Source organism: Enterococcus sp. AZ163, from assembly GCF_050498925.1.
In the GTDB taxonomy this organism is placed as follows: domain Bacteria; phylum Bacillota; class Bacilli; order Lactobacillales; family Enterococcaceae; genus Enterococcus_A; species Enterococcus_A ferrettii.
This window is the reverse complement of sequence record NZ_JBIPAO010000001.1, coordinates 1,092,345-1,115,887: the sequence shown is the minus strand read 5'-3', so window position 1 is coordinate 1,115,887 and position 23,543 is coordinate 1,092,345. Positions and strand designations below refer to the sequence as shown.

Sequence of the window (23,543 nt, the reverse complement as noted above, 5' to 3'; positions counted from 1 at the left end):
GCTACTGCCAGTTTCGGAGCAAAAGACCATCGAGGAAATCCTAAATGTCTCCGACCTCAACCAACCTCCTGAGCTTCTTTGACTGGTGCATCTTGTTGCTCGCGAACCATCCGTTCCATCAATGAATTTTCTCCTTGTAAAAGGTCAAAGTAGGCAGCCTTGCTTAACAAATTGTCGTAATCCATTTTCATTAGCTTCACGAAAGGTTTTCTAAACCAAGGTCGCGCATGAACTTTTGCACGTGATTCGATTACTTGACATTCGTACAGAACGAAATGAATATCTCGTGCCGAAAGGTTGGCTTTGATCTGCTTCACCTGATCTCGTTCATAGACCAATTTATTGCCGGTCACTGTCATTTTTTCGGATTTATTTACCAGCTCTCCATTTAAATGCCACATTTGTTCTAAAAAGCGAGCTTTTTGCAATAAGTAGGTATACTCGCGCAAACTGATTTTGATTCGCCTGTCCCAATCACTTTCTTCCGTACTCTTTTGATCAAAGTATTGAATACCACTGTAGAGCATCGATAACTCTAACTTTTCAATCACTAGTTCTAACTTTTGATTGACTGCCCGAAGACGAGCCTTGCTTTGACTTTCCTGGCGTACTTCTTCTTTTTGGATTCTTACCGCTGATTCTTGAGGTTGCTTAGTTATTTCTTTATTTGGAACGGGCTCTTCAGGCTGGGAATTTGGGACAATCCCTTCAGAAAAGTGCTGCTCTGCCAACTCCAATAGCAGCTGTTCTGCTCGTTCTAAAGTATTTTCAGTCGCTGTTGGAAACTGCTGATTTAGGCTATCCTCTAAATGAATCGCAAAGGGAAAGCCTTCTTCCCTGAAAACCAATGGAATAAAATCAAAGCGATAAACTTGTCGACCATATTTTGGTTCTTCCGTTTGAGCCTTCAGCCAAGCAAACTGTGGAAAGAACTGGTGCAGGGCTTGCCAAAAAGCTTGCCAATTCAAAGTACCGGGCACCAGCAATAACTCAAGATGGTAGCTGCTATTCATTAATCGAAATAATTGCTCAAAATGTTGGTAAATCTTTTCTCTTTGCTCGTCATCCAACGTGCCATGCGGAGCATACAAATATTCACAGGCTCGTTCGATTTCTTCTAATAATGATTGTTCGATCAGCTCCTCCTGCATGACCGGAGCAGGTGTTGGATAAAAGGTGAGTTGATTCTGCGATTGCTTCATCGAAAAGCCTCCCCTCTTCTATTCGTCTTCCAATAATGCATCGCTATTGGCTAACAGACGCACAAAGAATTGAGTGGTTTCTTCTTGCACTGAGCGAAGACGTTTACGATAATTTTTGATTTCCTGCTTCATGACTCTCAACTCCAACGAAGCATCATGGATGACTTGATGCGCTTCCTGCTCCGCTTGGCTGCGGATTCCTTTGGCTTCATACTCTGCCCGTTCCAAAATTGCTCGTTCTTGTTTCTTGGTTTCAATCAGGATTGTGGCCAGTTCAGCCTTCATTTCTTCATTTTCTTTTTGAGTCTGTCTAAGCTCTTCGACTTGCCGTCTTGCTTGGATCAGAACTTCTGTTTGATTAGTCTGGCTGTCTTTTAAATCAACTCTCAGTTGTTCGACTTGATTTGACAGCTCTTGCATCTCACGATCTTTTTCAGCTTGTAGCTTTTCAAGCGCTTGTTGTTTTTCTTCTTGTAACTGTGCTGACTGTTCTTTTTGCTGGTGAAGAGCTTGATCCTTCTCCGACAAGGTCGTTGCCATAGAGCTCATTTCGGATTGTTTGACCTCCAGTTGGTGCTTCAACTGAGCCACCGTTTCTTCTAATCTCTCAATCTCTTGATATAGCGATGACTCCTGTCGTTGGGGCGGCTCTTCCTCATGAGCTGGTGCTCGCATTGACTCCGATTCTCCACCCTGACGGCCGGTATAACGCTCATCATCTATCGGCGATTCTGTTCTCCTTCGTGAGCGACGTTCTCCACGGTCATACTCGCGATAATTTTCTGCTGGACGTTCATATTCTTCCTCGGGATACGATTCATACCCATAATCGTCCTCGTATCCTTCATCATATTCATCGTAAAAATAATCATCTTGTGTTGATTCTTCATAGGCATCCTTCTTTTGTTTGCCGAAACCAAACATACCGTTCCCTCCTCTATCCACTAGTCCCTAAACACTGATTTTTGATAATTTTCTTTGTTTCATCTATACTTTTGGAGAGCATAAAAAAGGCGCTCTTCTTTCGTAGTCTTAGTTAGACGAAGAAATCCTCCATCTCTCCTATCGCAACAACGAAAAAAAGCCGCCAATTGACGGCAGCTGACGGTATATAAAAAGATAGTCGTGAATTTACTCATCTAAATAAGAAAATTCCATCGTGAATTAAGTAGAATTAGAAATGAAAGCTTTAATTATTTCTGTTTCGTTGAACGCCCCTGGAGAAAGCGCTTACTAAGAAAAATATAAAAAAAACCTCCCGAAAAAGAGTTATCCTTTTTTTGAAAACGTTTTATTTGATAGCCATTTCCATTTGGTTGACTACCTGGAACCGTTGCTCCATTAGGGCTCCGGCATATGTATCTAGTGTCATTTGTGTTGAGCTATGTCCCATTAGGGCACTGACACTCATGATGTCTCCTCGGCTCTCTAGACAACGAGTCGCAAAGGTATGTCTCAACTGATGGAAATGGATAGATGTCAATTTAGCTTTCTCACGGATCCGATGAAAATGATAGGTCAAAAGTCGCGGTTCGACTGGCCTTTCATTATTAGTGAGAACAAATTTCCTATTTGACCGTTGCTTCTGTTGCAACAAAACTTTCTTCAATGTTTGGCTCATGGGAATCAACCGAGTAGAGGAAGCCGTCTTGGAACTGGTATAAATAAGACCTGTTTTCCTGCCATCAAACACCCCAACAATCCGTTGTACCGTTGAATGGACATGAATTAAATTGTTCTCAAAATCAACATCTTGCCAAGTTAATGCCGAAATCTCCCCAATTCTCAAACCAGCATGAAGAGCCAGTAAGGTTGGGAGTCCTTGCCCATTTTTGGACGATGAAGCCGCCGTTTCTAATCGTTTTTGTTCTTGCTTCGTAAGGGCCTGATTCCTATTCTTCACTAATTTTGGTAATTGTACCAAAGCAAATGGATTCTCTTTAATCATCTTTTTTCGAATAGCTAAATTGATACATTGCTTGGTAATGCGGAAAACAGCATGGATTGTGGAAGTCTTAAGCTTCCGTTTCTCCAAACCTTTTAATAAGGTCTCCGCCGCAATTTCGTCTAATTCGTTTAAGCCATATTCACCTAGTTCATTTAGCACATAATGAACCAACTTATGCTCATAATTTGCATAAGTAGACTGCTTTACATTGGACTGAATTTCTTGTAACCACAGGTACCCCCATTCATTGAAACTAATCGCTGCATCTCCCTGTTTATTTTGAATAAATTGATAGTGCAGCTTTAGGGGATATAGCTTTTCACGAACCTCTTTTAATGTTTTGCCGTACACCGATCCATACTTAGTCTTACCATTCGCTTTTTTACCTTTGGGATAACGGCCTTCCCAACGTTTGTCTTTACGACGATAAATGTTTTCACCTCTGCGCATTTCTTCATTTCCTTTCTACTTAATGACGGCGATTTTGACGGTAAATAGAATGACCATCTTTGTTCGCTTTTTGTACAATTCCCGACTTCATCCACAGCTTCAAAGAGAGTCAAAGAAATAATTATAATTATTTTTATAAAACATATTGCGTATTTCTACCTCCTAATCTATAATTAGAATAGTTAATAATCCATAAATATAAATAAACATAATTACTTAACAAAACATCTCATAGTCTAACTAAGACTATGAAATAAAATTTATTTCATAACCATTCATCATTATTGAACGACTCTTTTTATTTTTCAGGGATCCATAACTTCTTATCCATTATATAGATTAAACAGATAAAAAAACGATAAATTTTATTAGATGTAGCAAAAAAAATGATGAAAGTTAGCTCTGTCACGTTTGCAGCTTTCATCGTTTGATATCAACTTTATTCAATAAAAAAAGGATTTACGAATTAAATTTCTTTCGTAAATCCTTTTTCTCTTTGTCCATATTGAAAATAGATTCCCAACAAAATAGTAGCTGACGTGTCTCCTTTCCTGATAAGGTTCATTTATTCGCTATTTCTAACATTTCCTTCTTTTAGCTCAATCGGAGCTGACCCGTTTATCCCAAAAAAACGCTCAGTCGCAGCGATTGAGCGTTTCGTTTACTAATTTGTAGCAGAATAATACTTTAGTTCTTCTAGCTGTTGTGAACCTTCTAACCAGTATTCATAAAAGGCACTGCTTAACTTGTAGCCTCTTCCCCATAGTGTCGTGATGGTTTCTCCAGTAATGCCATGGGTCTCAAATTTATGCTTCAACTTGTTTATCAAGCAAGATAACTGACTCATGTTCGAAGAGGTGCTGCCATCCTGCCATAAACAGTCGCATAATTCTTGGCGGGATAGAACGCCACTAGTTGAATAAGACTGGATCAAACATTCAAAGACACGTTTTTCGGTTTTGGATAGACTCTTGATTAATAGTTTTAAACTATTCGGAGTAGTATCCTCTCCTTGCGTAGTAGGAAAAGTCAGAATTTGATTGCCGGTTACAACGTCTTGCTTCATTTGATGTTGAAGCTCGTTCATTTTCTCTCGCAGAAGTTCATAGCTGGTTTCTTTCGCTACCCAGTCTACTAACCCTCGTTCCTGCCAATAGCTTTGTTCCTCTTCATTTGGGATATTTTCGACCACTCGCAAAACCAGCAGTGGATGATTTTTCAACATTTGCAAAATCTGTTCCACTTCTGAGTTGCACAAACTTTCGCTCAACACAATCCATTGAAAGTAGGAAAGAAATGGACTAACCGTGCCCGTTTTCAGGCGCTTGAATAAATCTGTCGAACATAAAATTTCACAATTCATCCGCTGTAATTTCTGGACTAATGATTCTTCTGCTAAGGAGTTTTTCGTTAAAATAAGTACATGATGCATGGGGATTCACCTTCTCTTCAAATTTTTGGTGTTTTCTTCTCTTTTATAGGCGGCTTTGCCTCGGTTTCTTCCGTATCGATCAATACATTCCACAGGATGACTAACGTCACAACCACACAAATAGCTACTTGAATCCATAGTTGATCGAAATAAGATTCGGCCAATTTGATACTGAAAATTGCCAACAGGAAACAAATCACTAAAATGATTGCTAGTTGAACCTGCTTTAGTTCTTGCTGTACACGATAAGCCGTTTCTATCGGGACTCGTTTTTGTTGGGCGACCTGTCGAACGGAATTCTTTTCTGCTAACAGCCAGATCATTTCACGATAGAGCTTACGTGCTTCTGGTTCTTTACTGAACAAAGAGTACGCATCTTTGCTGCGGTCTCGTTCCTTTCCTGCTTTGACCAATACTGGATGAAGCAGCCGATCGTTGCGTAAGGACCAACGGAAAACTTGCCGCCATTCTTCAATAGTGAGTTGTGGAAGATTGAGCACATCTAATGTTAGTTCCTGTGTTTCTAACTGATCTAGACAAGCTAGTAGCTGACGATAATCCCGAGAAACGATTTCCCAAGAAGCAATCACCAGATGGTCACCTGGTTGGGCAAAATTCATTAGCGCCTGGAATTCACTCGTCGGTGAATGTAGTGCTTCCACCTCCTGCGCGCCATCAGAAAAGAGTTCGTCCACAGGATAGTCCTCCAGCATATCCAATTGTTGGGTAAGTTGATACCCGCGTGCATAGCCAAGATTCATCGTGTCCTTCCTCTTTCTGTTGGAGTTTTTCGTCTGGCATTATTCGGTTGTTGCTTATTTCGCAGCAACCGAGTAAGTTTTTTTTGTAAGTCCTGTTGGCTTTGCATCAGCGAGAACAGCAGATAGCTTTGAACTAATACAATCAGGCCTAACACTAGTAATAAGAGATAGACCATATTCTGTCTCGCCTCTTTCATCTATTTTGTTTTTATTTTTCCCAAATCATTTTTCTTGTAATCCCAGCTATAGGGATGAGGTACCTTAGTAATACCTTTATCATCCTTATTTGGCTTGATATACATGGTTATCCAAAACTCGCCATCATTATTTAACGTACTTTTTGCTAGCTTAAGATCCCCAGCAGTATAGGAAGTATTTACTTGATGGCTCACTCCCAATGGATCATTTTGTTCCGTCGTAAAATAGTAGCCTAGATAATGATAAAACTCTGGATTTATAAGTGACAACTGTACTTGATCATTTATACTCGCCAAATGATCCGTTGGAATTGATACTTCATTGAATACAGGATTATCCGTTATTTTTCCAGATTCAGCAGTAAAATTTGCCTGGTAATTTAGATCAATTGCTGGACTTCCGTTGTTGTCTAAAATATTCTGAATAGCAAAATAGCTTTTAGTTGGTACAACAATTTCTGCTGAGGAACCTAACACTACCTGACGCACATGCCAAAGGGTGTGACCCGTTAATGTGACATCCAAATAACCTACTGTTGCAGTTCCCGTCGTGTGATTTCCATCGGTGACTCCATCCCAATTATAGGTAACAGTTGGCTTGACTACCCCAGGTACCAAAGCATTCTGAATGGTCGGAAAATCAACTACCAGCTTGTTTGCATTCTTTCCAGCATCTGCTAATGTTGGCAATTCTGCAACTGTTTCATGGGCAGAATCAAAATAGTCATAGACTTTCACCTTGCCCCTAGTCAGGACTTCATCACGATCCTGTGTTCCCCTTAATCTGAAGGGGATGGAATAATCATCCGCATAATAAACAACCCCATTAGTATCCTTTGGTGTAACAGCTGGATTTACTTCACTATTTGGAAGCGTGTTTTTTGTCGTTACAAATACCCATACACGATTCTTGATTTCTACGCCTGTTTTTGGTTTGTATACCACATCCACAGGGTACGGTTTTGCAACCGTTGCTTCTCGTAAAGTTTTTAGTTGATTCGCATCGACTATTACTTTACTAGATAACTTGTTAATATCTGTCCCGTCCTCGTCTAATCCATTCCCATGATCTCCAGCACCACTACCATGCTCAGTTCGATTCCAAGCCATTGTTTTGGCAAACTTCTTAAATGTATCCGCATCTGGAATACTACTATTCACACTACTTAGTGGAACATGAAAGTTTTGTGCATCGAAACAATGATCATCTTTTTCGATTGTTTGATCCGTTTTTTTATTAATCCATCGCGAAGTCGAGGATGTTTGTCCTTGGGAATCAGTTACAAAATAAGTGACTAACTGAGCACCCGATTTCGTTTTATCAAATCCTAAGGCTAACCAATCAATTCCTGTGTTAGCATCTAAAGGATTTCGATTAATTCTTTTTTGAAGCCAAATTTCTCGTTCTTTTAGCGTTGCACCGATCATGGGATCATCTATATCAAAATGGTCATAAACTTTGATAGCAGCAGGGTCGCTGATTTTTCCATTTTCTGAACCAGTAATCAACCACCTATCTAAAGAATTCCAGCCACGATATGTCTCAATATCACCTGGATTTTCGAAAGTATCGCTTGGACTATTTACAGCATTAGATGTGATATCCACATCAATAGTTTCAGTTCCTGAGGAGATAGCAGGTGAATAATCATCTAGTACCTTTATCAATCCCAAGAAAGCTCCACTATATTTAGGAATTCCCTTAGTCATACTTCCATCATCGTTCACGACATAAGATTGATCCGGAAATTTTTGGTAATCACTTGTTTCTCCGCCAATCAGAAACTCATTTTTCACTGTATCAACAATATGGCTAGGAGCTAACCAACTGTTAAGTTCCATTGCACGAAGACTTTTTACTTTGGCTGGTGCAGCTGTTGATAACCCCTCCATTACACCTTGAACATAATAATACGAACTATTCAACTTAGCTGAATAGTATGAAGAATAAAATTCCCCTTCTAAACCAGAGGTACTTCCGTAGTATGAAAGACTGCCATCATCATTGGTTGTAATTAGTAACCTAGTATTTGAAGGGAAAGTACGAATCACAGTTTCCTTATACGTACTCAAACTCACTTCAATCAGTTGTGTATTTGTATCGTTCATTGAAAGAAAATAAATTTTATCTTTATTAGAGATTTCATTTAGTATATACACATCATTTGCCTGATGATAGTACTCTCTTTTTTTCAAATTATTGCCATTGACTACAACATTTTTTTGAGAAAAAATTTGTACGGTATTAATGACCTTCGATTTGTGATAGGCAAGTTTCCCATATATAATTCCTTCATTGTTCATATATAATTTTGGAATTATAGCTATTGCATCATCAAAAATTTCACTAAACAAAGCATTTTCTAAAGAATAAAGATAGTCAACTCCTGCTGTCATACTACCATTTGTCCAATTAACATTATCTAAAGCCCCTACTGGTATACGATTTTTTATAATTCCTGATTCAGTTGAGTAATCTGGATAAACTGATCCAGTCACTATTGGTTTATTAGCACTTCTTACTTCCGTATCAACTTTTAAAACTTCATGCACTTTCAGCAATACTTTCCCACTTTGACTAGTATTTACTTCTGTTAAATCGATTATCGCACTGCTACTAGTTTCATTTCTAATGGTACAATTAAAAAATCTATCTGAAGTCGTTCGAAATAGATAACTATTTGCTTCTGTTTCGTAAAATCCTGAAGGAACCCTAAAATTTGCATTACGCAAATCTCCCAAGATTCTTGTGTTAAGTTCTTTCCCGCTGGCATCTATTACAGAAATTTTTATAATTCCACCTCTACTACCTCCTGAAGCTCCAAAAAGTACAACATAATTCCCACCGGGTGTCTTTTTAATATCATTTATGAACCAGATCACCGGATTGCCGTTACTATCATTACTTCCATAACTAACTACATTACTTTTCGTTGTATTTGGAACTATAGCTCCTCCTTGAACGTAGTCATCAAACTTAGGGGAGTTATCAATAAGTTCTTGCTCTTTCAATTGTATTGCATCGATTGGTACTTCGTATTCATCAGATTCACCCGCATTTATTTTAATCTTGTTTATGGGATGAGCAGATATATTTGTCTTTTCGGACAATTGATTTATTCCGATGATAATTCCTATTACTATAAAAAAAAGCAAAATTCCTAATCCCAAAAAATTCTTTCGTTGTTTTTTATTAATCATCAAAAAATTACTATTATTTTTCTTCTTCATTATTTTTACCCCCACTCTTCTTCAACCCTTATCAAATCAATGTTCCACTCTGTAAAACACTCATCTCATAAGTGTTGCTATCTATAGGGATACAGATTTCTGCATCCCTAATTGTCCGCCTTATTCTTCAAAGCATCATCAACCGTTGCTAATGGCTGATCAGTTGGGATACTTCCCTGCCACCAAGCCTGCCGGTATGATTCCACTTGACAATTAATTGTTTCTACTTTCAGTGACAATGACAATTCAGCATCATGATACTGTTTGCTCAAATTATTCGATAATTTAATAGATGCAAACAATTTGCTAGTAGTTTTTTTAGGTTCCAGAGCTTCTTTAACATAGTAGTAATAACCATCACCACCATCCTTCCAATCAGTAGTTGCCATGTTTTCCAAAAGAAGGTCTTTACCAATCACTAATGCCAATACTTGCTTATTAGTATCTCCAGCAATCGATGCTCGAACTTCTGGCAATACCATCACACGAATGAACTGCTTGATGGTCCCTGTATTCTCAATCAATACTTCCTTCTTGACCGGTTGACCTACCTCTATTTCAGTGATGCCAGTAAAATCTTCCAATAACTTCGTCTCTACCTGCCCTACTTGAAAGTCGTTAGCCTTTTGATCCTGCGCTGTCATTGCTGCGTAAACAAAATAACCGCCGCCAATCAATAGAAGGACAAGAGCTAGGGTAACTCCCACATAAATAAATCGTAATTTCTTTTTTCGATTTCTCATCTCTTCCCTCCTTGATTAGTGCAGCTGATTTTGGTATATGCTGTAAGCAAAGTCTGTAGATACAATTCCCCAATCGGAAATTAGACTTTTCGTGATATCATGGGCATCCATCAAAGGAACTAATTTATACAAAGCACCTTTATACTGATTGGCATAAGATGGATTCAGTGTAACGCTTTCCAACAAATTCTCGGTACTTTCATTCGGTTGAAGAATTTCTGAATAGTAGAAATACCCCTTTTCGTAATACCAATAGCTTGTATCCCCAGCAGTTGGTTTCATTGTTTGATCAAACAGCTTAGTTGTTTGGAAATTCAATTCCATAGCTTTTAGCGGCATCGTCCGACCAGCATCGTTGTATACATAGGCTAATGAATGATCATCCAACGAATTGCAGATCACTTGGTTTGCCTTATAATACTTGTTTGCATAAACACTATAGTAATTGTTCACTTTCCATGTGATAGTGTCTTTGATCTTGATTGTATTATTCGGTAAAACACTGGTGGCCGGATAGACGACTAAATTGCCATTTTCCACTTCAACAGTTGGATTTTCCCGATGATTATCTGCCACATTCGTTTCAAAACTTACAAAAAATTCATGCAACGAAAGTCGAACAACAGCCGGTATTTCACCATCATTGGTTACCCGTATTTCTTTCTTTTTCGTGGTTCCAGGGGACCAATGAAAGACTTGTTCAAAATCTTCATCAATCTTTGCTGATATTTTTTTGTCGTTTCTTGCTGCTCGATTGACTCGTTCATCGGCAGAAGTAATCCAAGCATACGTACTGCCAAGAACTAACAAAAAACTTAACAAAAGAGAGAAGCAGGCGAACAGTCCTTTACTTCGGAGAAACGTTCGAAATAAATGTTTTCGTTTTTCCTTTTGGTTCATTCCTGCTCCTCCTCTCGACGTTTTTTCCATAAGAATAGTACAATCAACACCAATAACAGCCCGGTTAAAAATAGAAAGACCAATTCTTCACCGGTTTGCGGCAACAACTTACGTGTAGTAGGTGTTTCTTGACCTGTTGCTGGTAGGTTGCCTGAACTGCTAGGGGAAGTACTCGGTACCGGTGACTCGGTTGAACTTGAAGGCTCGGTTGGTTTCGGCGGTTCAGTTGGGTGTGTGGGATCAGTTGGGTGATCCTTCGTACCTACAAAATTCCAGATAAAATCCAACGTACTTTTTGTTTTCAAATTCTCATTGGTCAAGTCGGCATCCACGGTAAAAGTTGCCTGCATGATTTTGTCCGTTCCATAAGTACAAACACCCAATTCCAGAGGTGTTTTACTCCAGTCTCGACTGGCATCTCCTAACAAAGGTCCTTGGTAAATTTCTTTCCCATCCAGGATCAATGTCAAGGTAATATGGTTCTTCCAGTCCACCGAACCGCTAGATTCAATTTCTTCTACCAACATACCCAAAGAAAACGGTTCTTCTAAGTCTAAACTGCGGATCGTGATCTCTTTTTCATACACCTCTCCCGGGAGAATCCCAATCAGATCGATATAGTATTCTCCCTCAGAGGTGGCATACATCCCATCAGAGTCGCCAATCACCATGCCGGGAGGAAGGGCTTTGGCGGCTTCTACGGTACCTTGCTCTCCAAAACCAATGAAGAGGCAGATCAGAATACCAAGTATTGTCATGAGCTTACGCACTAGTTTCCACTCCTCCCTTTATCATGGTCGTGCTTCTCTGGACACTTATGGAGCTAATTTGTCACAAATTGCTTTAGTGGTTACATTGGTTGCTGTGGTTGTATCCAGTTTCCAACCTGCTGCATCCGTCAACGCTTCTTTAGTTGCTTGGATGGTTTCTAATTTTACAACTAGATCGTACGTAGCGTTCTTGTACTCTTCACCTAAATCACTTTCGAAAACAAGACTTTCCATCAAGTTCGCAGTGGTTGTTCCACTAGTTAGTGGCTGAGTATAGTAGAACCAGCCATCTTCTGGATTGTAAATCCAGTTATTTGTTGCTGCAGCTAAGCCAGCTGAGTCAACAACAGCAGCCGTATATTTCACTTTAATCGCACTCTTACCTAAACCACCAATGTCTGCTTGAACTGAATTCTTTCCAGCACCTGTAGGAACTGGATTTAGCAGTGGATTGGCATTTGTTGCTGCGGGTGTTTCACCAGGAATAGCGGTTAATCCTAAACTAGCAATTCGGTAATCGTAGTCCACGCCATAACGTAACCCGTTGGTACCAAGCAAAGAGTTTCCAGTTACGTTGCCTGCTTCATCTTCTAATGACGATTTCGCCCAGTTGACTACTTTATTTGTATAACCTTTTTCATAGTAGCCATACTTCAAATCTGAGACAGTAAAGGTCCAGTCTTTTGCTGCTAAACTAGTTTCAGCTTGCCAGTTATCATCAATCTTAAATTTCATGGATTGATATTTACCAGCATCATACTCGTGAACAATTAATTGATCATAACTCTTGGTCTGAGTACCTGTTACAGCATCCTTTGTTTTTCCGCCTTTAACATATAGCTTGGTGCCCGTCTCTAAACCTGTCACCTGTCCAGCTGGCACTTCTTCAAATCCATCCGCAATCATTTTTGTCAGGTTATAATTGATTGGCATATGTTTATCTAATCCTGAATCATTGGCAACATAGGTGTATTTGGCACCTGCAACTGTACTTAAATCGTATTTTTCAGCACCTTTATTGGTCAAATGCTTCAATACTTCTTCGTAAGACATACGAACGAACACGCTGGCAGATCCGGTATTACTTACCGCGACTTCCTTCGTCGCTTCGGTACCTGGTACTAGTGGCTTCGGTTCCCATTTTTCGATGATGGTCGTACTGCCATCGACAACTGCCGCTGATTCCACTCTATTGACCCGTTGATCCTGTGACGTAATCCAGGCAAACGTCCCGGAGATGGCTGCGATTAACGCTAAAGCCGCTGCAGCAGCCATCAGCTTTTTCTTCTTGTTATTCTTTTTCATTCCTTTTTTCCTCCTATTTTTTTCCTTTTTTTGTTTTATATAAATACCTGCACAAACAAGTAGTTATACCCCTCTTGGATAGTTCGGTTGTTTCCTTGGTTTTCTGACCGGTTCCGGTTGTAAGAAATACGCTTTCAGCACTAGAAAGAAGCCGAAAGTGGATAAGATACATACGAGACACAGCCAAAGGTTTTCCTGTACAAAGCTCAACAAGCTTCCCATTTTAGGAATGACGAATGTCACTTTGCCATGAACCCTTGATGCTTCGATTGGCGGGTCTTTACTTTCATTGGCATCCCCTTTGGTGACGATATAATCGCCTTTTTCTCCATTCAGTTCATCTAATCGCTCAACCATTCGGTGAGTCAGGTAACGATCCCCATCGCCGACCTGGAAGGTGACAATATCCCCTTCTTTGACTTGGCTGCCATCGGTCATTTTCACTAGTACGATGTCGCCAGTGTAGAAACCTTTTGACGAAGAGTCAGGTTGTGGTGCCATGGAGTTAGTTAAAACTCGGTAGAAGCGATGTCCAAAAATCGCCGCATCTGACTTCTCGCTAAAGGCAAACATCAGCGAGCTCAACAAAATTCCAATCGTTAACGTGTAGAAAAACAAATTGTAGATAAACAAAAAGATTTTTCGATTAGTCGATTTCTTTGCCTCCTGCAACGGCTGCGCTGATTGCGGCGGAGCCATTTGCCGTTGCGGCCGCGCCCCTCTAGGTGGCGGCATTCGCTCACGATCATATGTGTCATAAGCTGGCCGAGGGTTTCTTGGTGGTCTCCGATTTGGCGAATAGTCTTCGGGAGATCTCACTCTTGGATTTCCTCGTTGGCCATTTATTCTTCTATCCGATTCACCATAATAGCGTTCCTCTGATCGTCTCGGATAATATTTTTCACGATCCGAGTATTCTTCTTCATAGTCAACTCTTCGAGGGGGGCGAAGATTAGCAGGCGATCGTTCACCACGATAAGGCGGTTCATCATATTCGTAATCCCGCTCACGATACTCTCGTTGTCTCGACATATCTCCCCTTCTTTCATTGTGCCCTTCGATTGCCTGCCACCTCTTTTGCTGGTCGCTGAGTAATTGGCGGAAGGAATACCACTGACTGCTTAGTCTCGCTTGTCAGAATCTTTGGTTTCTCCGTGGTACTTGATTCAGCTGGTTCGTTTTCTTTTTCTGTTTGGGTTGCAGTTACTTCTGTACTCTCGCTAGACCTTTCCACTGGTGCACTTGGTTCTTCTGCACTTAGTTCTGCATCATACGAAGTTAAATGATAGGTTTCAATCAGTTCATTTAACTTTTTGTTATAAGAGGTATCGGTCGCATATTTCCCAGTGAGTGCCTTAGTTGCCACTTGGTGATTTTCTGCGTTTTCTTTCCAGGTTGCTCGGTAGAATTCTGTATTGCCTGAAATCCCTTTTTTGAGTAAAGTCGCATAATCTTCTAATGATTCTTTGTAGCTGGGATACTGTCGAAAAGAGGACTGAATGGTGTATAGCTGTCCATTCCCTTTATCTTCTTGGGTGTTAAATGACACGTTTTTCCCTTGATAACTCCCTTTGATACCAAATAAATTATGATGTGGTGGTCTTGATAATTGGCTGTTGCCTGAACCTGTTTCTAAAATTGCCTGAGCAATCATCACGGACGCATAGAGTCCTTTATTCCAAGCAATCTTCTGAGCATCTTTCCCTATAGAAAGGATAAATTCTTCTGTCGTTTGATTTTTCACTACTGAAATCTGATAATTTTCTTCCACCTTTACGGCTGGCAACGTTGTTTGAACCTTGGAAACTGCTTCTGGAATTTTTGATCCAGATACAGTTGATTCTGTTGTAGACTTTTTTTCCTGTTCTTCTAATCCACTCCACTTAGTATTTGAGAAAGTGGAAGCAACAGTTTCACTACTTTTGCTTTCTCCAGTAGAAGAAAAAGTTTCTTTAGCCACTATTGTCTCTGCAGGTGCCTCACTTGCTTTACTAGCAGCAGTCGAGCTGCTTTCGATCTTTGGTATTGCTTCTGATTGATCCGAAATGGATTCTTGCGTTTCAGCCGATACCGTTTGTCGTACTTGGATCTGATTATTTGTGACTAGACAGAGGCCAAGGATAAAACACCCCAACAAAATTTTACCCTTCACCTTGTTTCCGCCTTTCCTGCGGTCGTAGTTGTGGATGTTCTCTTGGTCTTCTTGGTCGGGTTGCTGCCTGCTTCAGCTTCAGTAAAATTGAGTGATAGTGTAGTGCCGTCATTCTCAAATAAACAGCTAGTAACATCAATAACAGTAGAAGGAAAAGCTGGCTGACCGTCACCACGTCTTGGAAATCCGTAAAGTAGAAAAAGATACCTAGTACCAACACACCCAGCAAAACGACTAGTGAAAAGAGCCAATAAATCCAATACCAGAAGGTGTACCATTCAATTTTTTCCTGCAGTGTCTTCATTCAATTCGTACTCCTTCTTTGACGACGCCTAAAATTTGTTTTTCAGTAATCAAGCCAAAATGGCGGCTGTCTTTAGAAATGGCGCGATTATCGCCTAAAATAAAGTAATAGCCTTCCGGAATCTTGTCTCTGGAGAACTCATTCCAGTTAAAGTCTTCGGTTTCTTTAGCAAATTCATCCGAAACACGTTTTTTATTCACGTATAGTTGCCCATCCAGATAGGTAATTCGCTCATTCGGCAGTCCAATGATTCGTTTCAAATAAAGACCTTCAGGATTCTCCGGCGGATGCAACACCACAACATCGAAGCGTTTTGGTTTACGATGTGAAATGATCTGAACCACCTCCTGCTCCTTAAATGTTGGATTCATCGATTCGCCGCTGACTGAATACTTTGGATACATCCAGTGGTACATACGAAACGAACTGAAAAAAATCAGATAGCATAGAACAAAAACAGTTCCCATTTTTGCTGGAAGAGACCAGCGAGTCGAAAATCTTCGACCTCAGCCAACCTCCTGAGCTTCTTTGACTGGTGCATCTCGTTGTTCTCGCACCATTCGTTCCAATAGCGCACTTTCTCCTTGCAAAAGATCAAAGTAAGCAGCTTTGCTCAGTAAATTGTCGTAATCCATCTTCATTAGCTTCACGTAAGGCTTTCTAAACCATGGACGAGCATGTACTTTCGCCCGCGATTCAATTACTTGGCATTCATACAAAACAAAGTGAATGTCTCTCGTCGAAAGATTGGCTTTGATTTGTTTGACTTGGTCTCGTTCATAGACCAACTTGTTGCCGGTCACCGTCATCTTTTCAGATTTATTTACCAGCTCACCGTTCAAACTCCACATCTGTTCCAAAAACCTTGCCTTTTGAAGCAAATACGTATATTCCCGCAAACTGATTTTGATCCGTTTATCCCAATCGTTCTCTTCTTTATTTTCTCGTTCAAAATATTGAATCCCGCTGTAGAGCATGGATAATTCCAGCTTTTCAATCACCATTTCTAGTTTTTGGTTTACAGCTCGCAGGCGGGCTTTGCTTTGGCTTTCCTGCTTTACTTCTTCCTGTTGGACTCGGGCAACAGATACTTCCGCTTCCTTGACCTGTTCCTCTGCCTGATTGTTTGGAACAGCTGTGTTTTTTTCTGGTGCGTCCTTTGATTTAGGCGGCACATCTGACAGGTGTTGTCCAGTTAATTCCAGTAATAACTGTTCTGCTCGTTCCAAAGCTTCTTCACCCGACAACGGAAATTGCTGGGTTAAACTTTCTTCCAAGTGAATAGCGAAAGGAAACCCTGCTTCCCGAAAGGTCAACGGAATAAAATCAAAACGATAAACCTGTCGCCCATATTTCGGTTCTTCTGTTTGCGCCTTAATCCAAGCAAACTGCGGAAAGAATTGATGCAGTGATTGCCAGAAACCGGACCAGTCAAAATAGCCAGTCGGCAACAACAGCTCCACATGATAGCTGCTGTTCATGAAACGAAATAATTGTTCAAAGTGTTGATAAATTTTCGTTCGCTGGTCTTCATTTAAGGTGCCGTGTGGTGCATATAGATACTCACAAGCACGTTCGATTTCTTCCAATACTGGCTGCTTGAGCAGTTCCTCCTGCATAAGCGGAGCTGGAGTGGGATATAGGGCAAGTTGATTCTGTGCTTGCTTCACCAAAAACCACCCCTCTTCTATTCGTCATCCAATAAGTTGTCGCTTGTCGCTAACAAACGTACAAAAAACTGGGTCGTTTCTTCTTGTACTGAACGTAGACGCTTACGGTAATTTCTAATTTCCTGCTTCATTACGCGTAACTCTAATGACGCATCGTGAATCACCTGATGGGCCTCTTGCTCAGCTTGACTGCGAATTCCTTTGGCTTCGTATTCTGCTCGTTCCAACGTCGCCCGTTCCTGTTTTTTCGTTTCGATCAGGATCGTTGCCAATTCTGCCTTCATTTCTTCGTTTTCTTTTTGTGTTTGTTTCAGTGACTCAATTTGTCGTTGCGCTTGCACTAAGGCTTCGGTTTGATTGGTTCGATCGTCTTGCAGCTCCTTGTTCAGCTGGGCCACTTGATCTGTCAATTCTTGAATCTGACGATCTTTTTCTGCCTGCAGCTTTTTCTGCTCCTCTTCTTTTTCTTCACGAAAAGCTTCTAATTGTTGTTCAGATTTCGCTTGTTGTTCGTGTACTTCTTGCTCCTTTTCAGTCAGGGTAGTGGCCATATTAGTCATTTCTGCTTGTTTAACTTCCAGTTGATGTTTCAACTGAGCGACAGTTTCTTCCAAGCGCTCCACTTCCTGTTGCAGCTGAGCATCTGGTTCTCTCCGAGATTCTTTTTCAGCTTTTTGTGCTGGAAAGGACTCCATACCCTCTTCGTATCGGGTAACGTATCGTTCATCTACAGGTGCAGCTGTCCGTCTTCTGGAGCGATGTTCCCCGCGATCATACCCACTAGGGCTGTCAACAGGACGTTCATAGCCTTCCTCTTGATACGAGTCATACCCGTAATCTTCTTCATATCCTTCATTGTCATATTCATCGTAATAGTAATCATCTTGCGTTGATTCCTGATAAGCATCCTTCTTTTGCTTGCCAAAACCGAACATATGGCTTTCCTCCTCTATGCGATTTCTCTATCTATCCCTCTATCTATTCATCTATACTTTGATAAATATTGTTTATTCCTCTATACTTTCTTAAAAGCACTACGCTCGTTTTGCTTTTTTACTTGGTATTAGAAATACTAAGAAACCTCTCTGAAACCCTTTTACAGCAAGGAAGAACGCCCTCCTTTGACGGAGAATGACGGCAAAAAAGTTTGTGAAGTGGTCAATGAAGAAATTTTATTAAATAACAATGACTACAAAAATATGATAGATAATTAAATAACGTGTGTTATGTAACGAAAAGAGCGTTTATCTAGTTAAAATCCCATTAGTAACCGCTTACTTCGTTAAAGCAAACTGTTTTCCTCCGAAAATAAGTATTATTTTTTTAAAAACGTTTTAAAAAAATAACTTACTTCATCGACTGTTCCATTTGAGCAATCACTTGAATTTGTTGCTCCATCAGTGAGCCGGCATACGTGTCTAACGTCATTTGAGTAGAGCTGTGTCCCATTAAAGCACTGACACTCATAATGTCTCCCTTGCTTTCCAAGCAACGTGTCGCAAAAGTATGGCGCAATTGATGGAAATGCGTGGTTTCCAGTCCTGCTTTCAGACGAAGCTTATGAAAATGATAGGTAAGCAATCTTGGTTCTAAGGGTTCACTATTATTCGTCAGAACAAATTTCCCCGTTGCTTGTTTCTTTTGCTTCAACAAAACCCGTTTTAACAAGGCACTCATTGGAATGGATCGTAGGGAAGAAGCCGTCTTTGAGATCGTGTAGATCAACGCGGTCTTCTTTCCTGAATACAGACCAATAATCCGTTGAAAGGTGGACCGTACATGGATAAGATTATTTTCAAAATCAATATCTTGCCAAGCTAAAGCTGCAGTTTCGCCAATTCTAAGTCCCGCATGCAGCGCCAATAAGGCTGGCAGTCCTCTGCCTTTTTTTTCTGATAAAGCGAAGGTTTCTAACTTTTTTTGTTCTTGTCTTGTGATTGCTTGATTTTTCGTCTTTTCCACTTTGGGCAACTTAACCTGTGTGAATGGATTTACTTTGATACGTTTCTTTCGCATCGCAATGGTCAAGCACTGATTGGTAATACGAAAGATCACTTGAATGGTAGAAGGCTTTAACTTGCGTTGCTGCAAGACTGCTAATAGTTCTTCTCCTACTGATTCATCCAGTTCGTTCAAGCTATAATCACCAATAGCGGATAAAACATAATGGATCAGTTTGTGTTCATAGTTGGCATATGTCGATTGTTTGACTGTTGGTTGCACTTCATGCAGCCATAGATAGCCCCATTCTCGAAGGGAAATAGTTGAATCCCCCTGGATTTTTTGAATCAATTGATACTTTACCTTCAATGGATACAGCTTTTCTCGTACCTGGGTTAAGGTTTTTCCGTACACTGAACCATATTGCGTCGTACCATCCGCTTTTTTTCCCTTTGGATACCTCCCTTCCCATCGTTTGTCCTTCCGCCGATAGATGTTTTCTCCTCTGCGCATCCTGATACTTCCTTTCTATAAAGTACGGTTTTTTTGACGGTAAATAGGATAGCCCTATTTTTTCGTATTTCCAGACAAATATAGCCGGTTAAATAATTACAAAAACGAAATAAAAAATTCACTTTAATTATTTTGTTAAAAGATATTGCGTATTTTTTTATCGTATTCTATAATTAGACTAGTAAATAGCCAATGAAAAATAAAAAACATAACGATCTTATCGACAGTCCTTTGAAGTTTCTTAGTATTTCTAATACCAAGAAACTTTTTTTACTCTTTAAATAACAATAGTCATCTAATCGTTTCGCCTCCTCGGTAAAAAAGCTCCCACAATTACTACTATCGCGGTTTCTAATTATATAGCAAAAATTACGCAATAGATTAAATTAGATTAAGATGATTGTGAAATAAACCTTAAATCTAAAGTTTATACCCTCACCCATCAGCGTTCTTTTAACATTTCTCTTTTAAATTAGTTTATACTTAGGGTGTTATAACGGAAATGTAATGATTCTCTTATAGCACTCAATTGTATTTAGATGTCATCGTCAAATGATTGAAAATGGATAGAACCGTGCAGCGTTTCAGCAACAGGCATTTATGGGGCCCGATTAGATAGCCAATTGTTCATGAACAGGTATTTTTTATTCGCGATAAAAAGAATCCTTGATGGATCCACTTCTTACTCATTTCACTGGCATCCCACTAAAAACCGAAAAAACTCGTAGGGGTGACAAACAACATGTATAAATTAATTTCCTCTTTTGAATTACCAAATGAAAACGATTTAGCTTTAAAAACTGACCACGTTTCAGAAAATCGCGTACTTTCTTTAGTCTTTCCTGTCCCAGGTCGGAATGAAAGTATGCTCTTTTACCAAAACAAACAATACCATCAGCCCAATCAAACCCTGACCACGTTACAAAAATACGCTAAACAAAATAATTTTTTAGATTATTCTTCACTTACCCATTCACTCAAGCGATTCAATCGCTTCAGCAAACGAAATAGTCCAATCGCTAGTTTGTCTGCCGTTCTTTTTCCATTAGGGCATCCGCAGCATAGTCCTTGGATTAATCCTGCAGAAATTTATGAACTGAAAGAATCCGGAGTATTCACTATGATTCACTTGTTGAATGGCTTAACCATTCAGACGACCTTAACGGTTCGTACGATACGGAACCGATCGGAGGAAGCTTTATCGATTTTATCGATGCTTAAACGTGACTATTTGCAGTCTGTTTTCACTTGTTCCACTGTTCCCTTAAACCTATTGCAGTTACCGGATACCCCTTTTCTGCGCTCTATTAGTAAACGAGCCATGTTGCAGGATTTTCCACTTCCGATTTATGCATTGAAGGAAGCCTATGAACAGGACCATGCGCTGCAAACATTCCTGCGTCTTGGTCGCTCAATGGATCCAGCAGAATGGAATTATGAGACCTTTTCTGATTTACTGACTAAACTGATCAACTAATTTTATTACTTTATACAGGTTGTCTTCGTTATCTTATTCCCATTTTGGGAAGCGAAGGCAACTTTTTTTATCTGCCATTTCTAGTCATTTCACATTTTAAAATCCTTTTGTACGAACCTAAACGACACCTCATTTCACAATCACCCCTCTTTTTTCCTTGGAAACAATACTTTTCTTTGACCCCACAAATACGACACTATTTCTTTGACTAAAACAAGAAAAATCCTATTAAATCAAGATTCTTCGAAATTTTCATGGTCGTATTTGTAGGGTCAGGTGCTTATTTGTATAGTTTTCAAACTTTTGTTATTCAAGTATGGTTTAATCACCGGCCGGGAAACACAACAAGCACTACCAAATACAAACAAAAACAGAAAACGGAGGAATGAACAGTGATACAAAAGTTAGGCACAAAATTACAGGTACAAATCGAACAAGCAGGGGAAGACAAACAAAAGAAAGTGAACTTTTCAAACGTGATTGATAATCCACCAGAAGCAGATGTGGTGAAATTAGGAGAAATCATGGCAGAGCTGTCCCAGCAGGGCAGCTCACTGGATAGTGTAATTATGACTGTCCAATCTCGTATTACGAAGGAGGTTGAATAAGGATGAATCGAGTCGTGAAGTTAGTTTCTATTTTTAGAAACGGTGCAGGAAAATCACAGACGTGGAGCTTGAGCAATCCAGATACGACGAAAACACCCTCACAGATCAAAGGTCTATTAGGAGAATTGGCTCAATTGAATTTGTTTCAGAAGGACGGGATTCGTTTATTTGAAACAGTCGTTAGTGCAAAATATGTCGAAACGATTGAAACAACGATCTTTGAAGAAGAACCTGTTATACGTTAATTGAATATTTGAGAAGTGTTGGCAGACGTGCCACGCTTCTCTTACTTATTTATTTAGCCAAGCTGGACTTCTGGCTTGAGTGCATATAAAAAATTTAGGAGATGAATACAATGGCAGAGCAACCCTTTACGCACCAACAATTATTTAACCTCAAACTCGAAACTATCGAGCAAAAACTCATGGAATATTATCAGGAAACTCAAAATGGCACCATGACCATTAAACTATTGCTTGCTTTACGTGTACGTTATCAGCTCGGTGCAAAGGAGTTCGCTCTGGTATTGCAGGATTTAGTACGTTACCTATTTATGAATACTAAAGCTACGAAAACCATGAAGCAGTTTTTCTGGTATTTCGTAGATTATTTTGAAACCAGTGAGTTGCGGATATTGGGCTTGAAACTGAATCCTGTTCGCAAGTTTATTGAAAAAACCAAGTCTCTTATAAAATCAGCAGCTAAGATTTTCCAAAATGATACTGACTCTGAAGCCACCTGAAACTAATACTTATTGTCTGTCCCACCTACGCGAATAAAAAACGAAAGGAGTCACAAAATGATCAGACTAGTTTCCACCTTCCTAAATAGCGAAGGTAAGAAGCATAATTTTACTTTTAAAGATCCGGACACTACAAAGAGTCCGGAAGAAATCAAAGAATCATTGGAATTGTTAAGCAGCTTGAATCTATTTGAAAAAGATGGCGTTGGCCTATTCCAAGAAGTAGTGAAGGCTAAATACGTAGAAACCATCGAACGTCCTATTTTTGAAGGCGATGAATTATTTGGGGTACCTGTTCCAGAAGAAAAACCGGAGCAGCTGACAGCACTTCGTTGCACTTGGCAGGAAGCGCCAAAAGTTCCTGAAGTATCCTTAGCTTCACCCATCAGAAGTGAGGTGCACGACGCACTACGTTCAGCTTCTGAGAAAGGTTCAGTGGCTGAAGATACTACAACTACTTGTCCATCTATTGAAGGAACAACAACTTTAGAGGAAGAAAAGACTTTCTCTCCACCTGCTGGCAGTCCTTACGATGTCGTTAAAGAATTGGTGCGACGCCGAAAGCGGAGGAAAGCCAAAGAAAAAGAGCGTCAGAAGCGAAAAGATCCGCCTGACGCCCCTTCTTGATACTAATCTGATCATTTACCAGCGTAGGTAGACAATCCTCGTCTGAATCATGATCCTGTACTGAGAGGAGGTGATAAAATGCACTCTCTTGTACAGTATATCTTAGCCCCGATTTTTGTCGGATTGGTTATCGCATTAGTGAACCATTGGCTGGACGATCATGATCCATGACGATACAGCAGATACCTGTGAACCGGGCCCGTTCACAGGAGCTTCTGTGGATTTATTCTTTGCTGCGAAAGTGATATGCGTAGTGGAATCTCGCTCTTTGACAACAGAATGTTTTTACTGGAAAAACACTTCCATCATTAGCCGAGCTCTCTTCCTTCAGGCTGCATGTCACTCCATTTGTCTTCTTCATAGAATTCACCAATTGTTGCGGCAGCAAATGGATCGGCAATTTTAGGAATCAACAGAATCGTGCCATCTTTGGAGTATTCAACAAGGTACTCTTTATTTGGCTCTGGCTTTTTCCCATCTTTAGGCGGTAGAGTTACTACAACGGCGTTTCCTTGCAGTCGTGACTTTGCAATTAACATATCAAATCACCTCTTTATGTGTATTATAGTA

24 protein-coding genes are annotated in these 23,543 nt (G+C 40.0%); 6 read left to right on the top strand and 18 right to left on the bottom strand.

The window, feature by feature from the left end; all coding sequences use genetic code 11:
• Positions 1 to 56: 56 nt before the first annotated feature.
• The 17 genes from IGI46_RS05380 to IGI46_RS05300 all read right to left on the bottom strand — a co-directional run bounded on the left by IGI46_RS05380 (position 57) and on the right by IGI46_RS05300 (position 19,519).
• Positions 57 to 1,202: a hypothetical protein gene (locus IGI46_RS05380; protein WP_429973081.1), complete on the bottom strand. Its 1,146-nt coding sequence runs from the start codon at positions 1,200 to 1,202 to the stop codon at positions 57 to 59.
• Positions 1,203 to 1,220: 18 nt separating this feature from the next.
• A complete protein-coding gene (locus IGI46_RS05375) occupies positions 1,221 to 2,126 on the bottom strand; it encodes a hypothetical protein (protein ID WP_429973080.1) in 906 nt (301 codons plus the stop codon).
• A 367-nt stretch (positions 2,127 to 2,493) separates the two neighbouring features.
• Positions 2,494 to 3,600, bottom strand: coding sequence for a tyrosine-type recombinase/integrase (locus IGI46_RS05370; protein ID WP_429973079.1), 1,107 nt, complete (start codon positions 3,598 to 3,600; stop codon positions 2,494 to 2,496).
• Positions 3,601 to 4,264: 664 nt separating this feature from the next.
• Positions 4,265 to 5,032: a helix-turn-helix domain-containing protein gene (locus IGI46_RS05365; protein ID WP_429973078.1), complete on the bottom strand. Its 768-nt coding sequence runs from the start codon at positions 5,030 to 5,032 to the stop codon at positions 4,265 to 4,267.
• Positions 5,033 to 5,049: 17 nt separating this feature from the next.
• Positions 5,050 to 5,793, bottom strand: a complete 744-nt coding sequence (locus IGI46_RS05360) for a recombinase family protein (RefSeq protein ID WP_429973077.1) — start codon at positions 5,791 to 5,793, stop codon at positions 5,050 to 5,052.
• A 197-nt stretch (positions 5,794 to 5,990) separates the two neighbouring features.
• On the bottom strand, positions 5,991 to 9,221 hold the full coding sequence (locus IGI46_RS05355) for a hypothetical protein (RefSeq protein WP_429973076.1): 3,231 nt from the start codon (positions 9,219 to 9,221) through the stop codon (positions 5,991 to 5,993).
• Positions 9,222 to 9,328: 107 nt separating this feature from the next.
• Positions 9,329 to 9,964: a hypothetical protein gene (locus tag IGI46_RS05350; protein WP_429973075.1), complete on the bottom strand. Its 636-nt coding sequence runs from the start codon at positions 9,962 to 9,964 to the stop codon at positions 9,329 to 9,331.
• A 15-nt stretch (positions 9,965 to 9,979) separates the two neighbouring features.
• Complete coding sequence (locus IGI46_RS05345) at positions 9,980 to 10,864, bottom strand: BsaA family SipW-dependent biofilm matrix protein (protein ID WP_429973074.1); 885 nt, start codon at positions 10,862 to 10,864, stop codon at positions 9,980 to 9,982.
• Entirely contained in the window at positions 10,861 to 11,622 is a 762-nt protein-coding gene (locus IGI46_RS05340) for an LPXTG cell wall anchor domain-containing protein (protein WP_429973945.1), read from the bottom strand. Before IGI46_RS05340 ends, IGI46_RS05345 begins: the two co-directional genes overlap by 4 nt.
• A 57-nt stretch (positions 11,623 to 11,679) precedes the next feature.
• Positions 11,680 to 12,939, bottom strand: coding sequence for a hypothetical protein (locus IGI46_RS05335; protein WP_429973073.1), 1,260 nt, complete (start codon positions 12,937 to 12,939; stop codon positions 11,680 to 11,682).
• 63 nt (positions 12,940 to 13,002) lie between these two features.
• On the bottom strand, positions 13,003 to 13,971 hold the full coding sequence (locus tag IGI46_RS05330) for a signal peptidase I (RefSeq protein WP_429973072.1): 969 nt from the start codon (positions 13,969 to 13,971) through the stop codon (positions 13,003 to 13,005).
• A gap of 13 nt (positions 13,972 to 13,984) precedes the next feature.
• Complete coding sequence (locus IGI46_RS05325) at positions 13,985 to 15,091, bottom strand: glucosaminidase domain-containing protein (RefSeq protein ID WP_429973071.1); 1,107 nt, start codon at positions 15,089 to 15,091, stop codon at positions 13,985 to 13,987.
• Positions 15,081 to 15,395: a hypothetical protein gene (locus IGI46_RS05320; RefSeq protein ID WP_429973070.1), complete on the bottom strand. Its 315-nt coding sequence runs from the start codon at positions 15,393 to 15,395 to the stop codon at positions 15,081 to 15,083. The genes IGI46_RS05325 and IGI46_RS05320 overlap by 11 nt, the downstream gene beginning before the upstream one ends.
• Positions 15,392 to 15,862: a signal peptidase I gene (lepB, locus tag IGI46_RS05315; RefSeq protein WP_429973069.1), complete on the bottom strand. Its 471-nt coding sequence runs from the start codon at positions 15,860 to 15,862 to the stop codon at positions 15,392 to 15,394. The genes IGI46_RS05320 and lepB overlap by 4 nt, the downstream gene beginning before the upstream one ends.
• A 39-nt stretch (positions 15,863 to 15,901) precedes the next feature.
• A complete protein-coding gene (locus tag IGI46_RS05310) occupies positions 15,902 to 17,068 on the bottom strand; it encodes a hypothetical protein (protein ID WP_429973068.1) in 1,167 nt (388 codons plus the stop codon).
• A gap of 14 nt (positions 17,069 to 17,082) precedes the next feature.
• Positions 17,083 to 18,000 carry a hypothetical protein gene (locus IGI46_RS05305; protein ID WP_429973067.1) on the bottom strand — a complete coding sequence of 306 codons (918 nt, stop codon included), beginning with the start codon at positions 17,998 to 18,000 and terminating at the stop codon, positions 17,083 to 17,085.
• Positions 18,001 to 18,412: 412 nt separating this feature from the next.
• Positions 18,413 to 19,519 (bottom strand): tyrosine-type recombinase/integrase, encoded by a 1,107-nt coding sequence (locus IGI46_RS05300; RefSeq protein ID WP_429973066.1) that lies wholly within the window; start codon positions 19,517 to 19,519, stop codon positions 18,413 to 18,415.
• 742 nt (positions 19,520 to 20,261) lie between these two features.
• Between IGI46_RS05300 and IGI46_RS05295 the strand changes: the two genes are divergently transcribed.
• From IGI46_RS05295 to IGI46_RS05270, 6 genes are all read left to right on the top strand, one after another.
• Positions 20,262 to 20,996: a hypothetical protein gene (locus IGI46_RS05295; protein WP_429973065.1), complete on the top strand. Its 735-nt coding sequence runs from the start codon at positions 20,262 to 20,264 to the stop codon at positions 20,994 to 20,996.
• Between the two features lie 392 nt (positions 20,997 to 21,388).
• Positions 21,389 to 21,604, top strand: coding sequence for a hypothetical protein (locus IGI46_RS05290; RefSeq protein WP_429964784.1), 216 nt, complete (start codon positions 21,389 to 21,391; stop codon positions 21,602 to 21,604).
• A gap of 2 nt (positions 21,605 to 21,606) precedes the next feature.
• Positions 21,607 to 21,849 carry a DUF2922 domain-containing protein gene (locus IGI46_RS05285; RefSeq protein ID WP_429973064.1) on the top strand — a complete coding sequence of 81 codons (243 nt, stop codon included), beginning with the start codon at positions 21,607 to 21,609 and terminating at the stop codon, positions 21,847 to 21,849.
• A 110-nt stretch (positions 21,850 to 21,959) separates the two neighbouring features.
• Positions 21,960 to 22,346 carry a hypothetical protein gene (locus IGI46_RS05280; RefSeq protein ID WP_429973063.1) on the top strand — a complete coding sequence of 129 codons (387 nt, stop codon included), beginning with the start codon at positions 21,960 to 21,962 and terminating at the stop codon, positions 22,344 to 22,346.
• A gap of 57 nt (positions 22,347 to 22,403) precedes the next feature.
• A complete protein-coding gene (locus tag IGI46_RS05275) occupies positions 22,404 to 22,973 on the top strand; it encodes a DUF2922 family protein (protein ID WP_429973062.1) in 570 nt (189 codons plus the stop codon).
• 78 nt (positions 22,974 to 23,051) lie between these two features.
• The gene (locus IGI46_RS05270; protein ID WP_207700551.1) at positions 23,052 to 23,144 is read left to right on the top strand and encodes a type I toxin-antitoxin system Fst family toxin; all 93 of its coding nucleotides are present in this window, start codon (positions 23,052 to 23,054) and stop codon (positions 23,142 to 23,144) included.
• Between the two features lie 137 nt (positions 23,145 to 23,281).
• Here IGI46_RS05270 and mazE read toward each other — a convergent pair whose 3' ends face one another.
• Positions 23,282 to 23,512 (bottom strand): type II toxin-antitoxin system PemI/MazE family antitoxin, encoded by a 231-nt coding sequence (gene mazE / locus IGI46_RS05265; protein ID WP_429973061.1) that lies wholly within the window; start codon positions 23,510 to 23,512, stop codon positions 23,282 to 23,284.
• Positions 23,513 to 23,543 lie beyond the last annotated feature (31 nt).